The following is a 14,638-nucleotide window of genomic DNA, read 5'->3' as shown; positions in this document are numbered from 1 at the left end:
CGCCGAGAGGTACGATGAGTCGGCTGCGCGGGATCAAATCTGCAGCAAATGAGTGCCGGGTCGCGACAAATGTCAGCTGCGCCTTGCCTTGGCCACTGCACTGTATATACTGCCAGTGTGCTGTATAAAAAGACAGGTGCCCATGCTATGAAACCCCTTACTCCCCGCCAGGCCGAAGTGCTGGAGTTGATCAAGGCGAACATGAACGAAACCGGCATGCCGCCGACTCGCGCCGAGATAGCCCAGAAGCTTGGTTTCAAGTCGGCCAATGCGGCCGAGGAACATCTGAAGGCCCTGGCCAAAAAGGGGGTCATCGAGATCATGCCGGGCACGTCCCGCGGCATCCGCCTGTTGCTCGAAGAGGAAGAGCCGCTGGAAGAGAGCGGTCTGCCGCTGATTGGCAAGGTGGCCGCCGGTGAGCCCATCCTGGCGCAGGAACATATCGAGAGCCACTACCAGGTGGATCCGGCCCTGTTCCACCCGCGGGCCGACTTCCTGCTGCGGGTACAGGGCATGAGCATGAAGAACATCGGCATTCTGGATGGCGATCTGCTGGCGGTACACAAGACCCAGGAGGTGCGCAACGGCCAGGTGGTGGTGGCGCGGCTCGACGAGGATGTCACCGTCAAGCGCTTCCAGCGCAAGGGCAGCCAGGTGTGGCTGCTGCCGGAGAACGAAGAGCTCTCCCCCATCGAGGTGGATCTCTCCTGTCAGCAGCTCACCATCGAGGGGCTGGCGGTCGGCGTCATTCGCAATGCCGACTGGATGTAATCCCTGCCACGAAACGGCCTCCTGCGGGAGGCCGTTTCGTTTCTGTACTCCTTTCCCCATGATTTCAATCAGATCCTGATACCCGCCACTTTTGTCTGCGGGCGGTGACCGCAGGCGATTCATTTCAGATATATCATTTGGTAAGGCGGACTCGTTGGCTTGAGCCGCCCCCGCTGCTCGCCATGACGCGCGTTATCCAGATCGCTGGTAGCAGGAACCCGGAGGGCAGCCGGAAAAAACAACAGCCTCGTGCGGTGTGCAGCGCACACCTGGCAAAGAGGCGTTTGCGGGATAGAAGGGAGAGTGGTCAGCAGGGCGCCGGCAGTCGGCACCGCAGCGGCACACTCGCGCAGTCGACACGCGGCAGTCATCGACTCATTCACCCCGGCGGTGATGGGCGGTGCCGGTTGGCGTGACCTGTTGATCGAGGAGGACAGGTATGGCTTCAAGCTCGCCATGGGATCCGGGTCTGGCATCGCCCGTTTCTTCCATCACCCGTTTCATCAAGGGTAACCGGATGACCCGTTTCTATGCCCTCTGGGTACACCACAAGGGCGCCTGCTGGACCATCTGGCTGGGGTGCCCCAAGGACAAGATTGTCCGGCTGGTGCGCCTGTTTCACAGCCATCATGACGGTGGGCTGGCCGACGCCCCCTGGACCGCCCCCGTCATCCCGCTACGGGCACAATCCAGACGCCCGCATGAGCGGCGCCGACAACAGCCCTGAGCGTCACTGCTTCTTGTACAGCCCCACCTTATGGTGGGGCTGCTGTTTTGGGCGGGTTGGGGCCGGCATCACCGGCCCTTGCGTCATCTTCTGACGGAAGTTGGCCAGTGAACGGGCATCCGGTACAAGGGGGTGACCGGTGTGGCGCCGGCTGGGTTACAATGGCTCTTCCATTCGGGCCCGGTTGGCGGGTGTGTCGAAGTGAAAGGGTCTGTTCTCTTATGGTTAAACCGCGTTACCCCTTGCTGTTTCTGCTGCTGGTTGGGGGCATGATGGCCGGATTTTACTGGAACCAGCCCTCCCTGCCCGAGCATGCCGACTACTACCCGGCGGGGCGGGACATCAATCCGTTCGCCTTCACCGATCAGGATGGTCAGCCGTTCGTCCCCGCCAGCCTGACCGGCCACTGGACCTTTCTGTTCGTCGGCTACACCTTCTGTCCCGACATCTGCCCAACCACCCTGGCGGATCTGCGTGCCGTCTACCCCGAGCTGAAAAAGATCGCCCCGAGCAGCCAGGTGGTGTTCATTTCGGCGGATCCGCAGCGGGACGACGTGGCCCGTCTCAAGACCTATACCGCCTTCTTCAATCCGGAGTTCAAGGCGGCGACCGGCCCCCACGACAAGTTGTTCCCCTTCGTGCGCAATCTGGGGCTCATCTACTCCATCGCCGACCAGGGTGAGAAGGATTACCTGATCGACCACTCCGCCTCCATCGTGCTGATCAATCCGGCTGGCAAGCTGGAGGCCGTGTTTCGCCCCCGTCTGAGCGAGGGCAGTGTGCCCAGGGTCGTCATGGCGAGCATGGTGTCGGACTTTGCCAAGATAGTGCGGCTGGACGACGCATGATGAGCAACGGACTCCCTCCGACATGTTGACCCCCGTCTGGTGGCGGGACGGGCGGCGCCACCGCGCCGTGTTTGCCCTGGCCCTGCCCATGGTGTTTTCCAATGTCACCACTCCGCTGCTGGGGCTGGTGGATACCTGGGTGATCGGTCATCTCGGTCAGGCCTGGTTCCTTGGCGGCGTGTCGGTCGGCGCCACCCTCATCAATCTGCTGTTCTGGCTTCTTGGCTTCCTGCGGATGTCCACCACCGGCCTGACCGCCCAGGCTCACGGTGCCAGCAGCCCGGCCGGCCAGCTCGACACCCTGGCCCGTGCGCTGGGGCTCGCCGTCGGGCTGGGAGTGATATTGCTGCTGCTGTTGCTGCCGTTGATCCCCACTCTCATCGCCCTCAGCGGTGGCTCCGCCGAGGTGCAGCACTATGCCGCCGAGTATGTTTCGGTGCGAGTCTGGAGCGCCCCGGCGGCGCTCTGCAACCTGGTGATCATGGGCTGGCTGCTGGGCATGCAGGATGCGCGCAGCCCCATGCTGCTGCTGATCTTCACCAATCTGGTCAACATGGGGCTCGATGCCTGGTTCGTGCTGGGGCTGGGTTGGCAGGTGAAAGGGGTCGCCGCGGCCTCGCTGCTGGCGGACTACAGCGCACTCGGATTGGGGCTCTGGCTGGTGAGCCGTCACCTGCGCCGGCTGGCCGCATCGGCGTGGCAGGGTGCCTGGCAGCGCTGGCGTCAGTGGCCCGCGTTGCTGCGACTGCTGGCCCTGAACCGGGATATCTTCATCCGCTCCCTCTGCCTGCAACTCTGTTTCGCCTTCATGACCCTGCAGGGGGCCAGGCTGGGGGATGTGGCGGTGGCGGCCAATGCGGTGCTGCTCAACTTCCTGATGCTGATCTCCTACGGGCTGGATGGCTTCGCCTACGCGGTGGAGGCCATGGTGGGCCGCGCCATCGGGCGGCGGGATCGGCAGGGACTGCGGGAGGCCATCGTGCTCAATCTCGGTTGGGCGCTGCTGATCGCTCTGACGTTCAGCCTGCTGTTTGCGGTGGGCGGCAGCCGGCTGATCGCGCACATCACCGATCTGCCGGCGGTGATCGCCGCCGCCAACGCGCAGCTACCCTGGCTCATCGCCATGCCGCTGCTGGCGGTCTGGTGCTTTCTGCTGGACGGGGTCTTCATCGGTGCGACCCGAGCCAGGGAGATGCGCAACAGCATGCTGGTGGCGGCACTGTGCGGCTTCTTCCCGGTCTGGTGGCTCTGTCAGGGCTGGGGCGTGGCGGCCTTGTGGGCCGCGATGGCGGCCCTGATGGCGGGGCGGGGGTTGACGCTGGGCTGGCTCTGCTGGCAGCTGGAGCGCGATGGCCGGCTGCTGCACTCAGCCCATGGGGTGGGAGCGGCGCAGCAGACCTCTTCCTGACGTCAGCGCCTGCCTGGATCTGTCGGGTTTACTCCTGCAGCGAGCCGGCGTAGCCCAGCTGGCGCCAGCTTTCGTAGACGAACACCGCCACCGCATTGGCGAGGTTCATGCTGCGGCTCTGGGGCAGCATGGGGATGCGCAGCCGCTGCTCGAACGGCAGGCTCTCGATGATCTCGATGGGCAGGCCGCGGCTCTCGGGCCCGAACAGCAGGGCATCGCCCGCGGCAAACTGCACTGCCGAATGGGCGGTGCGCCCCTTGGTGGTGCAGGCGAATACCCGCGCCGGCGCCACCGCCTTCAGAAAGGCCTCGAAGTTCGGCCAGCGCTTCACCTCGGCAAACTCGTGGTAGTCGAGCCCTGCCCGTTTCACCCGCTTGTCATCCCACTCAAACCCCAGCGGCTCTATCAGGTGCAGTCGATAGCCGGTGTTGGCGCAGAGGCGGATGATGTTGCCGGTGTTGGGCGGAATTTCCGGTTGGTAGAGCACGATGTCGAGCATGACGGCGTCCTGATGGGGCGAAAAGGGCGCCAGCATACCCAGCGCCCGTACGGATGAAAAGAGCCTGCTCAGCTGATGGGCAGGCGGATGGTGATGGTCAGCCCGGCCGGTTGATTGCTGCTGGCGCGGATGGTGCCGCCGTGGCGCGCAATGGCCTCCGCGGCGATGGCCAGCCCCAGCCCGGTGCCGCCGGTCTTGGCGTTGCGGGCATCGTCCACCCGAAAGAAGGGCAGGAACAGCTGGGCCTGCTGCTCCACCGGCACGCCGGGGCCGTCGTCGCGGATGGTCATCACCCACTCCAGACCCTCCCGATACCAGTCCACCTTGATGAACTCGCGGGCGTATTTGAGCGCGTTGCGCAGTGGATTCTCCAGTGCCCGGGCCAGCAGATCGGGCCACATCCGCAGCGATTCAGCCGGCAGCGGCGGCAGCCTGAGCTGCTTGCCGCTCTGGTTCGCCTCGAACATGGCATCGTCCAGGATGGGCTCCAGCAGCTCGGCCAGCGGCATCACCACCGGCGCTTCCACATGCTGCTGTACCCGCGACAGGTCGAGCAGGTCGCCGATCAGCTTGTCGAGCCGGCCGATCTCCGATTCGATCCGTACCAGCTCGTTGCTGTCCCCCTGTTTGCGGCGGATCAGCGCCTGCGCCAGCTGGATGCGGGTGAGCGGGCTGCGCAGTTCGTGGGAGATGTCGGAGAGCAGCTGCTTCTGCTTCTGGATCATGTTCTTGAGGGTATCGACCATGTGGCTGACGTGATCCGCCAGCTGGCCGATCTCGTCCCGCCGCCCCAGGTTGGGGATCTGTGCCTCCAGATTGCCCTCCGCCAGCTGGGAGACCGACTGCTGTAGCTGCAGGATGGGGCGGGTCAGCCGCCAGGCCAGCAGCAGACAGAGCGGGGTGCTGACCAGCATGGCGATGCCGAGGATCTGGATCGGGTGATCCAGGATCTGGATGAACAGGAACAGATAGGAGTTCTCGACGTTGAGGCCGAAGTAGATGTGGTAGAGCTGGCCGTGATGCGTCATCTGGAAGGGGCCGGCGATGGCCCGCTTGTGTTCGCTGCCCAGCATGGGCTTGGCCGGGTTGTCCGAGTCGAGCATGAAACGGATCACGAACTTGCTCAGGCGGGTGCTGGACTGCATCTGTCCCTTGGCATCGCGCAAATAGATGTTGTCGACCGGCAGCAGACCGGCGGCATCGATGGCCTGGGCCAGATCGAAATCCTGATTGGGGTCAGCCCCCTTCTGCAGCGCCTTCAGGTTGTTGTTGAGGCGGGTGATCTCGTGGGCCGGCAGCGGAATGATGTTGCGGGGATCCAGGGTCGGCAGGATCACCACGGCGGCCACCACCAGCAACAGCATGAACCAGAACCAGAGGAAGATCTGGGTGGAGAGACCGTTGAAGGTGCGGGCGGTTCTCATGCCTGTTCCAGCCACAGATAACCTCTGCCGCGCACCGTCTTGAAGCGGGGCTGGCCATCGGTACGCTCAGGCAGCTTCTTGCGCAGGTTGCTCAGGTGCATGTCGATGGCGCGATCGAAGGGCTCCAGCTTCTTGCCGAGCACCAGCTCGGAGAGCTGGCTCTTGCTGACGATCTGGCCCGGGTTGCGCAGCAGGCACTCCAGCAGGCCGAATTCGGTGGCGGTCAGCTCCAGCAGTTCGCCGTGGCAGCTGGCCTGCTGCAGGCCGGGTTGCAGCACCAGATCCATGAAGCGCACCTCTTCCGAGCTGCCACCGCGCTGGGGCTGGGTGCCCTGGGTACGGCGCAGGATGGCGCGCACCCGGGCCAGCAGTTCCCGATCGTCGAACGGCTTGGCGAGGTAGTCATCGGCCCCGGCCTCCAGCCCGTTGACCCGATCCTGGCTGTCGCCGCGGGCGGTCAGCATCAGCACCGGAGTGTCGTGGTTCTTGCGCAGCCGGGCCAGCATGGCGAAGCCGTTGAGCTTGGGCATCATCACGTCCAGCAGCACCAGGTTGAAGTGCTGTTCGGCCAGCCGTTGCAAGCCCTCTTCGCCATCCTCGGCGACGGTCACCTGGAAGCCTTCCAGGGTCAGAATTTCGGTGAGCAACTGGGTCAGCTCGAGATCGTCGTCGACCAGGAGTATTTTGTGCATCTGAAGTCATTCCGCTGATTTTTCGCGCCAATCCGGCGTCGGGGTCAGGGTATAATAGATTTTTAACCGCAAGAGGAAAGCCGGTTTTGAGCCATCAACAATATTCCCGCTGGGTGACGCTGGCCAGCATGGCCGCCGTCACGACCGCCACCCTGCTGATCACCGGCAAGCTGATCGCCTGGCTGATGACCGACTCCTCGAGCCTGCTGGCCTCCCTCACCGACTCCTTCATGGACGTGAGCGCCTCCATTATCAACCTGCTGGCGATCCGCTATGCCCTGTCACCGGCCGACGACGAACACCGCTTCGGCCACGGCAAGGCGGAGTCGCTGGCCGGGCTGATCCAGGCGGCCTTTATCTCCGGTTCCGCCCTGCTGCTGGTGATGCACGGCATCTCCTCCCTGCTCAAGCAGGCGCCGCTGGAGCGGCTCGAGGCGGGTCTGTGGGTCAGCGGTGGCTCCATCGTGTTGACCCTGCTGCTGGTCAGCTTCCAGAGCCTGGTGATCCGCAAGACCAACAGCGTGGCCATCAAGGCCGACATGCTGCACTACCGCTCCGACCTGCTGCTCAACGGCGGCGTGCTGCTGGCACTGGTGCTGGCGGGGCAGGGCTGGTACTGGGCCGACGGCCTGTTTGCCATCCTGATCGGGTTGTTCCTGCTGTGGGGGGCGCTGCACATCGGCTATGAATCGGTGCAGGCGCTGCTCGATCGTCAGTTGCCAGCCGAGGAACAAGCGAGAATAATGGCCCTCTGCTGTGACGTCGAAGGTGTACACGGGGTGCATGATCTGCGCACCCGCCAATCCGGTCCGACCCGTTTCGTGCAGTTGCATCTGGAACTGGACGATCAGCTCCCTCTGGTCAAGGCCCATCAGATTGCCGATGAAGCCGAACTGGCGGTTCGTCAGGCGTTCGAGCGCATGGATGTCATCATTCATATGGACCCCATCTCCGTGGTGCACAAGGAACAGCAAGGCACTCCCTCAGAACAACAGTAGGCTGCAACATGGATGATCTGGTTGCCAGAACCTGGCAAAAAATTCAGCAAGAAGCGGCGAGCATGGCGACCGAAGAGCCCATGCTGGCCAGCTTCTTCCACTCCACCATTCTCAATCACAAGAACCTGCGTTCGGCCCTCAGCTTCCAGCTGGCCAACAAGCTCGACAGCGCCACCATGCCCGCCATCGCCCTGCGCGAGGTGATCGAGCTGGCCCTGCGCAGCGAGCCCGAGCTGCTGGCGGTCGTGGCGGCCGACATCTGTGCGGTGCAGGAGCGCGACCCGGCGGTTGATCTCTTCTCCACCCCGCTGCTCTACCTCAAGGGCTTCCATGCCCTGCAGGGCTACCGGGTCGCCAACTGGCTGTGGCGCCAGGGGCGTCGTTCGCTGGCGCTTTACCTGCAGAACCAGATTTCCGTGGTGTTCGGGGTGGACGTGCACCCGGCCGCCCGCATCGGCAAGGGCATCATGTTTGACCATGCCACCGGCATCGTGGTGGGCGAGACGGCGGTGATCGAGGACGATGTCTCCATCCTGCAGAGCGTTACCCTGGGTGGTACCGGCAAAGAGAGTGGCGATCGTCACCCCAAGATCCGGGAAGGGGTGATGATAGGGGCGGGCGCCAAGGTGCTCGGCAACATCGAGGTGGGCATGGGAGCCAAGATTGGCGCCGGCAGCGTGGTGATCAACCCGGTGCCGCCGCACACCACGGTGGCGGGCGTACCCGCCAAGATCGTGGGGCGTCCGGAGTGCGACAAGCCTTCGCTGGACATGGATCAGTGTCTCTGATCCCCTGACCGAGGTGCATCGATGGCCAAGCGCTGGTCGGGTTATCTGATCCTGGGGATGTGGCTGCTCAACCTGCTGCACCTCTATCTGGGATTCTCCCCCTGGCCGGCGGCCATCGCGGCCTGGGGGGCCTCGCTGCTCACCTGGCCCTGGCTGGTGGGGGCGGCGCGGCGCCAGGCGCTGGCCCTGTACGGGGCGGCGCTGGCACTGCTGATCTTCTCCTGCTGGCGGGGGGCGAGCCTCACCGCCGGTGACTGGTTGCTGCCCAACATCAACATGCTCACCATGTTTGCGGCGGTGAGCACCCTCAATCTCGCCACCTCGGGTCTCTTGACCGGCACCACCTCATGGCAAGGACGCAAGGGGCTGTGGAGCACCATGGCCAGCCTCAACCTGCTGGGGGCCGTCATCAACCTCTCTGTGCTGTTCATCATCGGTGATCGGCTGGAGCGTAACGGCACCCTTGAGCGGCGTCAGGTGCTGGTGCTGAGCCGGATCTTCTGCGCGGCGGCCTTCTGGTCCCCCTTCTTCGTCGCCATGGCGGTGGCGCTCACCTATGCGCCTGGCCTGCAGCTGTCGCGCATCCTGCCGTTCGGGGTGGTGGCGACCCTGCTGGCGATGGGGCTGACCGCCTGGCAGGTGGAGCGGCTGGGGGGGGCGGACTTTGCCGGCTATCCGCTGCGGCTGCAGACTCTGGGATTGCCGGTGGCACTGGCCCTGCTGGTGCTGCTGATCAAGCAGATCTGGCCGGATCTCGGCATCCTGGCGGTGATCGCCCTGGTGGCGCCGCTGCTGGCCTTTGCCTTCATGCCGAGCGTGGGGCGCGGCCCGGCTCTCAAGCGGCAGGTGGTGGAACGCTTCCCCGCCATCGGTGGCCAACTGGTGCTGTTTCTGGGGGCGGGTCTGCTGGCCGCCGGCATCAACAGTGCGTTGTCGGTGCTCGAGCTGGGTGGCGGCCACGGTTTGCCCTTCTTCCATCACTTCGGTTGGCTGGAGTCTTCGCTCACCCTGTTGCTGATCCTGCTGGTGGCCATCGTCGGAGTGCACCCGCTCATCAGCATCTCAGGATTGGCGCCGCTGCTCTGGCCGCTCTCGCCAGACCCCAGCCTACTCGGCATGTGCTTCCTGCTGGGTTGGGGGCTGGCTACCGGTACCAGTCCGCTCTCCGGCTCCAACCTGGCGCTGGCCTCCCGCTACAACCTGAGTGCCGGGGCGATTCTGCGCGGCAACCTGCTCTACGGCCTGCTGATGTACGGGGTCGCCTGTCTGCTGCTGGGGGCCTATATCGCCCTGCACGCCTGATGATGCGGGCTCTCGGCAAGGGCGTGCAGGGCGGTTGCGCAGGGGCTAGGTGGCGACTTGTGCGGGGCCGGCCGTGGCCCGGGCGCAGGATGCGAGAAAAATAGACGCATATTTAGGCAATACATCCATGGAAGGCGCATTTTACAGCGCACCGGCTTGTTTGTGCCGATAGGCTCGGGGTATGCTGGCTTCACGCGCTTGAATCGCCCTCTGTGGGGCATCGCAATTGAACATACAGGTATGCATATGTCACTAGAAGTCCTTGAGCAACTCGAATCCAAAGTACAATCCGCCGTCGACAACATCTCCCTGCTGAAGATGGAGCTGGACGAGCTGAAAGAGCAGAACAACAAGCTGCAAGACGAGAACCATCAACTGCGCAACGAGCACGTCGCCTGGCAAGAGCGTCTGCGTGCCCTGCTGGGCAAGATGGACCAGATGGGCGAAAGCATCTGAGTCATCGCCATCCGCGAGAATTGAAAACGGGCCGCTCCATGAGCGGCCCGTTTGTTTAGGTCAGTCTGGCAATCAGAGTGCCAGCAGCTGTTTGACTGTCTTCTCGATGCCGTCCGCCGCTTCCACTATGTTGTTGGCCAGCATGTAGGCGGGGGTGGAGATCACCTTGCGCTCCTGATCCACCACGAACTCGTTGACCGGGCAGTTGAGGTGGCTGCCTCCCATCGCCTCGATGGCGTTGGCGGTGCCCTCGTCATGGCCTATGGTGGCCAGGGTGCCGGCGCCGTAGATGAGCGGGATCATGGCCGGTGCGATGCAGATGTAGGCGGCCGGCTTGCCGGCCCTGGCGAAGCTCTGGCACGCCTTCAGCACATCCGGCTGGATTTGGCACTCGGCCCCCTTGATGGCGAAGTCGCACAGGTTCTTGGCGGCGCCAAAGCCGCCTGGTACCAGCAGGGCATCGTAGTCGGCTGCATCCAGCTTGGCCACGTCCCTTATCTGGCCACGGCAGAGGCGGGCCGCTTCGACCAGCACGTTGCGGTGCTCGCCTTCACTCACTTCCCCGGTCAGGTGGTTGATGACATGGAGCTGTGGAACATTGGGAGCGAAGCACTGGACTGCAGCGCCCTGCCTGGCCAGCGCCAGCAGACTGATGACGGCCTCGTGGATTTCGGCCCCGTCAAAGACGCCACAGCCACTCAAGATCACGGCCACTTTTTTCATGACAGACTCCTCGTTGTTGAAAATGTGAGCCAGAATGGATTGTTGTACTTTTGTATGGTTATCGTTCGTCCTCAGCTGGTCAAGTCATCTTGCTGTGCTAGGATTGTTTCGTTTTGGATCCTGCCGTACTTACTCCCTTAAATTTTTTTCCACATTGATCGAGATCATTCAAGTCGTCTCGCGATCGGTTTTTACATGTGCAACCAATTGTTATTTATTGGTTTTTATATTTTTGTGCACAGTTTTATCACTGTGGTTCATACTGCCCCCCATTTTTGAGCACAGAGTTATCCACAGATTGATGGCCTGTGAGGATCCGCCGACAGGGTCTTTGCCCCTCTTGGTGTGAGGGGGGCCCTGTGGCATCCTAGCGGCTGTTTATCTCTGGCAGGACGATTTCATGGCCCCTAGCAATCCCCTTATTCTGGTCGACGGCTCTTCATATCTTTACCGCGCCTTCTTTGCCTCCCAGCAGGCCGATCTGCGCACCTCGACCGGTTTGCCGAGCGGCGCCGTCCGTGTCATGGCCAACATGATGCGTAGCCTGCGCAAGCAGTACCCCGACTGCCACGTGGCCGTGGTGTTCGATGCCAAGGGCAAGACCTTCCGCGACGACATCTATCCCGAATACAAGGCCAACCGGGCCAGCATGCCGGACGATCTGCGCAGCCAGGTTGCCCCCATCCACCAGATGATCAAGGCGATGGGTTTCCCCTTCCTGATGGTGGAAGGCGTTGAAGCCGACGATGTGATCGGCACCCTGGCCCGTCAGGCGACCGAGAAGCAGCTGCCGGTGCTGATCAGCACTGGCGACAAGGACATGGCGCAGCTGGTCTCCGACCATGTCACCCTGATCGACACCATGAAGGACGTGAAGACCGATCGGGAAGGGGTGATCGAGAAGTTCGGCGTACCGCCCGAGCTCATCATCGACTACCTGGCCCTGATGGGGGACAAGGTGGACAACATCCCCGGCATGACCGGCGTCGGCGAGAAGACCGCACTGGCCCTGCTGCAGGGGATCGGCAGCATCGACGAGATCGCCGCCAACCTCGACAAGGTGGCAGCGCTCGGTTTCCGTGGCTCCAAGGCGTTCGCCGACAAGTTCCGCGAGCAGGAAGAGCAGGTGCGCCTCTCCTACGTGCTGGCCACCATCAAGACCGACGTGGCGCTGGAGCAGAGTCTGGAAGAGTTGCAGCTCGGTCCCATCGACAAGGAGGCTCTGCTGGCGGTCTATCGCGAGTACGAGCTGCGCAACCTGATCAAAGAGCTGGAATCCGGCGGCGCGGAGGAGAGCGGCGCCGAGGGTGATGATGAAGGCGCCGCCCCGGTAGCCGCCATCGAAACCGACTATCGCTGCATCCTGGACGAGGCCGAATTCGATGAATGGCTGGCCCGTCTGCAGGCGGCGCCGCTATTTGCCTTCGATACCGAGACCACCAGTCTCGACTATATGGAAGCGCGCGTCGTGGGCGTCTCCTTTGCCATCGAGCCGGGCAAGGCGGCCTACGTGCCCTTCGGCCACGACTATCTGGGGGCGCCGGTACAGCTGACCGAGGCCGTGGTGCTCGGCAAGCTCAAGCCGCTGCTGGAAGATCCGGCCCGCCTCAAGGTGGGGCAGAACCTCAAGTACGATCGCAATGTGCTGCTCAATCACGGTATCGAGCTGCAGGGCATTGCCTACGACACCATGCTCGAATCCTATGTGCTCAACTCCACCGCCAGCCGCCACGACATGGATTCCCTGGCCCGCAGATATCTGAACGCCGAGACCATCTCGTTCGAGGATATCGCCGGCAAGGGGGTGAAACAGCTCACCTTCAACCAGATCGAGCTGGAGCAGGCTGCCCCCTATGCGGCGGAAGATGCCGACATCACCCTGCGTCTGCATCAGGCGCTGTGGGGTCAGCTGGAGGCTGTGCCGGGTCTCGCCAAGGTATTCAGCGAGATCGAACTGCCGCTGCTGCCAGTGCTGGCGCGGATGGAGTTGCTCGGCACCACCATCGATCCCAAGCTGCTGCATCAGCAGAGCCAGGAGATTGAGCTGCGGTTGACGGAGCTGGAGAAACAGGCCCACGAGCTGGCCGGGCAGGAGTTCAACCTCTCCTCGCCCAAGCAGCTTGGGGAGATCCTCTTCACCAAGCTGGGCCTGCCGATCATCAAAAAGACTCCGAAGGGTGCGCCATCCACCGCAGAAGAGGTGCTGGCCGAGCTGGCGGAGACCTACGAGCTGCCGCGCCTTCTGATGGAGCATCGCGGTCTGGCCAAGCTCAAGTCCACCTACACCGACAAGTTACCGCTGATGATCAAGCCCCGAACCGGGCGGGTGCACACCTCCTATCATCAGGCGGTAGCGGCTACGGGCCGTTTGTCATCATCTGATCCCAACCTGCAGAACATCCCGGTGCGCAACGAGCAAGGGCGCCGGATCCGTCAGGCCTTCATCCCGAGCGCCGGTTACAAGCTGGTGGCGGCGGACTACTCCCAGATCGAGCTGCGCATCATGGCGCACCTCTCCGGTGACAAGGGGTTGTTGACCGCCTTTGCCGAGGGCAAGGACATCCACAAGGCGACTGCCGCCGAGGTATTCGGTGTAGCGCTCGATGCGGTCACCACCGACATGCGCCGCAGCGCCAAGGCGATCAACTTCGGTCTTATCTACGGCATGAGTGCCTTTGGTCTGGCCAAGCAGCTGGGGATCGGTCGTGCCGAAGCGCAGAAGTACATGGATCTCTACTTCGAGCGCTACCCGGGCGTGCTGGAGTATATGGAGCGCACCCGCCAGCAGGCGGAAGCCCAGGGGTATGTCGAGACCCTGTTTGGTCGTCGCCTCTATCTGCCGGATATCAAGTCCCGCAACGCCGGTCTGCGCAAGGCCGCCGAGCGGGCCGCCATCAACGCCCCGATGCAGGGCACGGCCGCCGATATCATCAAGCGCGCCATGATCAACGTGGACAGCTGGATCCGCGGTATCGAGGATGAGTCGATCCGCATGCTGATGCAGGTACACGATGAACTGGTGTTCGAGATCCGCGAAGAGAAGCTGGAGGAGTACACCGCCATCATCAAGGAGAAGATGTCGGCCGCAGCCGAACTGCATGTGCCGCTGCTGGTGGAGGCGGGTACCGGTGACAACTGGGATCAGGCCCACTGATTTCCGGTCAGCCGTTCTGCACGGCTATATAGCTATATAAGAAGCGAAGCCCGGCATCATGCCGGGCTTCCTGTTTCTGCCTGCCCTATGAGGTCTCTTGCAGATACTCATCCTTGAGCAGCACATAGTTGTCGGCCGAGGTCTTGAGGAAGGCGATCTCGGCGGGCTTGAGTGGGCGAGCCTGTTTGACGGGATTCCCTATATATAGAAAGCCCGACTCGAGTCGCTTGCCCGGTGGCACCAGCGAACCTGCGCCGATCATCACATCATCTTCAACCACGACGCCATCAAGCAGAATGGCACCCATGCCGACCAGCACCCGGTTGCCGATGGTGCAGCCGTGCAGCATCGCCTTATGGCCGACCGTGACATCCTCACCGATCAGCAGCGGATAGCCGGTCGGGTTGCTGGTGCTCTTGCGGGTCAGGTGCAATACGGTGCCGTCCTGAATATTGCTGCGGGCGCCGATGCGGATATGGTTCACATCCCCCCGTGCCGCCACCATGGGCCAGATGCTGGCATCATCGGCCAGTTCGATATCGCCCACCAGTGTCGCGCAGGGATCTACATACACCCGTTTGCCCAGTTGCGGGCGTTTTCCCTTATAGGGTCTCAGTCGCAAGTCCATCTTGGCCTCCTTGTTTTCGGCCATTCTAGCAATCTGGAACCGGTTTCTGTGGATAAGTTTGTATAAAAGCTGTGGTTGGATATGAATAATTAAAAAAGTGCAGTTTTTTGCAATTTTATTGCCGATGAGGGGTTGCCAGAAAGAATCCGTTCCCTATAATGCGCCTCCATCGACACGGCAAGCGGCAACGCAAACAGCCGGGTCGGTCGCCTCGAAAAGC

At 62.7% G+C, this 14,638-nt stretch carries 14 protein-coding genes; 9 read left to right on the top strand and 5 right to left on the bottom strand.

Annotation, left to right across the window (positions count from 1 at the left end; translation table 11 throughout):
• The first annotated feature begins 147 nt into the window (after nucleotides 1-147).
• The 4 genes from lexA (at nucleotide 148) to dinF (ending at nucleotide 3,754) form a co-directional block, all read left to right on the top strand.
• Entirely contained in the window at nucleotides 148-771 is a 624-nt protein-coding gene (gene lexA / locus OKC44_RS21210) for a transcriptional repressor LexA (protein ID WP_011704201.1), read from the top strand.
• Between the two features lie 439 nt (nucleotides 772-1,210).
• Nucleotides 1,211-1,498, top strand: a complete 288-nt coding sequence (locus tag OKC44_RS21205) for a hypothetical protein (RefSeq protein WP_011704202.1) — start codon at nucleotides 1,211-1,213, stop codon at nucleotides 1,496-1,498.
• Nucleotides 1,499-1,719: 221 nt separating this feature from the next.
• Entirely contained in the window at nucleotides 1,720-2,346 is a 627-nt protein-coding gene (locus OKC44_RS21200; protein WP_270814966.1) for an SCO family protein, read from the top strand.
• Between the two features lie 22 nt (nucleotides 2,347-2,368).
• The gene (dinF, locus tag OKC44_RS21195) at nucleotides 2,369-3,754 is read left to right on the top strand and encodes an MATE family efflux transporter DinF (protein ID WP_270814964.1); all 1,386 of its coding nucleotides are present in this window, start codon (nucleotides 2,369-2,371) and stop codon (nucleotides 3,752-3,754) included.
• Nucleotides 3,755-3,782: 28 nt separating this feature from the next.
• Here dinF and trmL read toward each other — a convergent pair whose 3' ends face one another.
• The 3 genes from trmL to OKC44_RS21180 form a co-directional block, all read right to left on the bottom strand.
• A complete protein-coding gene (gene trmL / locus OKC44_RS21190; RefSeq protein ID WP_252377627.1) occupies nucleotides 3,783-4,253 on the bottom strand; it encodes a tRNA (uridine(34)/cytosine(34)/5-carboxymethylaminomethyluridine(34)-2'-O)-methyltransferase TrmL in 471 nt (156 codons plus the stop codon).
• Between the two features lie 68 nt (nucleotides 4,254-4,321).
• The gene (locus tag OKC44_RS21185) at nucleotides 4,322-5,677 is read right to left on the bottom strand and encodes an ATP-binding protein (RefSeq protein ID WP_270814962.1); all 1,356 of its coding nucleotides are present in this window, start codon (nucleotides 5,675-5,677) and stop codon (nucleotides 4,322-4,324) included.
• Nucleotides 5,674-6,369: a response regulator gene (locus OKC44_RS21180; RefSeq protein ID WP_073348609.1), complete on the bottom strand. Its 696-nt coding sequence runs from the start codon at nucleotides 6,367-6,369 to the stop codon at nucleotides 5,674-5,676. Before OKC44_RS21180 ends, OKC44_RS21185 begins: the two co-directional genes overlap by 4 nt.
• A gap of 86 nt (nucleotides 6,370-6,455) precedes the next feature.
• Between OKC44_RS21180 and fieF the strand changes: the two genes are divergently transcribed.
• The 4 genes from fieF to OKC44_RS21160 all read left to right on the top strand — a co-directional run bounded on the left by fieF (nucleotide 6,456) and on the right by OKC44_RS21160 (nucleotide 9,913).
• Nucleotides 6,456-7,367 (top strand): cation efflux pump FieF, encoded by a 912-nt coding sequence (gene fieF, locus OKC44_RS21175; RefSeq protein ID WP_016349026.1) that lies wholly within the window; start codon nucleotides 6,456-6,458, stop codon nucleotides 7,365-7,367.
• Nucleotides 7,368-7,375: 8 nt separating this feature from the next.
• Nucleotides 7,376-8,155 (top strand): serine O-acetyltransferase, encoded by a 780-nt coding sequence (gene cysE / locus OKC44_RS21170; protein ID WP_011704210.1) that lies wholly within the window; start codon nucleotides 7,376-7,378, stop codon nucleotides 8,153-8,155.
• Nucleotides 8,156-8,176: 21 nt separating this feature from the next.
• Nucleotides 8,177-9,457, top strand: a complete 1,281-nt coding sequence (locus OKC44_RS21165) for a hypothetical protein (RefSeq protein ID WP_206819118.1) — start codon at nucleotides 8,177-8,179, stop codon at nucleotides 9,455-9,457.
• 246 nt (nucleotides 9,458-9,703) lie between these two features.
• Entirely contained in the window at nucleotides 9,704-9,913 is a 210-nt protein-coding gene (locus OKC44_RS21160; protein ID WP_016349028.1) for a cell division protein ZapB, read from the top strand.
• 72 nt (nucleotides 9,914-9,985) lie between these two features.
• Here OKC44_RS21160 and elbB read toward each other — a convergent pair whose 3' ends face one another.
• On the bottom strand, nucleotides 9,986-10,636 hold the full coding sequence (elbB, locus tag OKC44_RS21155; RefSeq protein WP_219311883.1) for an isoprenoid biosynthesis glyoxalase ElbB: 651 nt from the start codon (nucleotides 10,634-10,636) through the stop codon (nucleotides 9,986-9,988).
• Nucleotides 10,637-11,036: 400 nt separating this feature from the next.
• Here elbB and polA point away from each other — a divergent pair, with 400 nt between their 5' ends.
• Nucleotides 11,037-13,790, top strand: coding sequence for a DNA polymerase I (gene polA / locus OKC44_RS21150; RefSeq protein ID WP_270814957.1), 2,754 nt, complete (start codon nucleotides 11,037-11,039; stop codon nucleotides 13,788-13,790).
• Nucleotides 13,791-13,875: 85 nt separating this feature from the next.
• Here polA and OKC44_RS21145 read toward each other — a convergent pair whose 3' ends face one another.
• On the bottom strand, nucleotides 13,876-14,418 hold the full coding sequence (locus OKC44_RS21145; protein WP_201914990.1) for a gamma carbonic anhydrase family protein: 543 nt from the start codon (nucleotides 14,416-14,418) through the stop codon (nucleotides 13,876-13,878).
• Between the last annotated feature and the right edge of the window lie 220 nt (nucleotides 14,419-14,638).

The organism is Aeromonas sp. S41-2 (genome assembly GCF_027705845.1).
GTDB lineage: Bacteria > Pseudomonadota > Gammaproteobacteria > Enterobacterales > Aeromonadaceae > Aeromonas > Aeromonas hydrophila.
The sequence above is the reverse complement of the archived record's forward strand: the minus strand, read 5'-3'. Positions and strand labels throughout refer to the sequence as shown.

What these genes read in the sequence shown, in the direction of transcription:
- lexA (WP_011704201.1), top strand. Translation starts at nt 148, where the DNA reads ATGAAACCCCTTACTCCCCGCCAGGCCGAAGTGCTGGAGTTGATCAAG.
- OKC44_RS21205 (WP_011704202.1), top strand. Translation starts at nt 1,211, where the DNA reads ATGGCTTCAAGCTCGCCATGGGATCCGGGTCTGGCATCGCCCGTTTCT.
- OKC44_RS21200 (WP_270814966.1), top strand. Translation starts at nt 1,720, where the DNA reads ATGGTTAAACCGCGTTACCCCTTGCTGTTTCTGCTGCTGGTTGGGGGC.
- dinF (WP_270814964.1), top strand. Translation starts at nt 2,369, where the DNA reads ATGTTGACCCCCGTCTGGTGGCGGGACGGGCGGCGCCACCGCGCCGTG.
- trmL (WP_252377627.1), bottom strand. Translation starts at nt 4,253, where the DNA reads ATGCTCGACATCGTGCTCTACCAACCGGAAATTCCGCCCAACACCGGC.
- OKC44_RS21185 (WP_270814962.1), bottom strand. Translation starts at nt 5,677, where the DNA reads ATGAGAACCGCCCGCACCTTCAACGGTCTCTCCACCCAGATCTTCCTC.
- OKC44_RS21180 (WP_073348609.1), bottom strand. Translation starts at nt 6,369, where the DNA reads ATGCACAAAATACTCCTGGTCGACGACGATCTCGAGCTGACCCAGTTG.
- cysE (WP_011704210.1), top strand. Translation starts at nt 7,376, where the DNA reads ATGGATGATCTGGTTGCCAGAACCTGGCAAAAAATTCAGCAAGAAGCG.
- OKC44_RS21165 (WP_206819118.1), top strand. Translation starts at nt 8,177, where the DNA reads ATGGCCAAGCGCTGGTCGGGTTATCTGATCCTGGGGATGTGGCTGCTC.
- OKC44_RS21160 (WP_016349028.1), top strand. Translation starts at nt 9,704, where the DNA reads ATGTCACTAGAAGTCCTTGAGCAACTCGAATCCAAAGTACAATCCGCC.
- elbB (WP_219311883.1), bottom strand. Translation starts at nt 10,636, where the DNA reads ATGAAAAAAGTGGCCGTGATCTTGAGTGGCTGTGGCGTCTTTGACGGG.
- polA (WP_270814957.1), top strand. Translation starts at nt 11,037, where the DNA reads ATGGCCCCTAGCAATCCCCTTATTCTGGTCGACGGCTCTTCATATCTT.
- OKC44_RS21145 (WP_201914990.1), bottom strand. Translation starts at nt 14,418, where the DNA reads ATGGACTTGCGACTGAGACCCTATAAGGGAAAACGCCCGCAACTGGGC.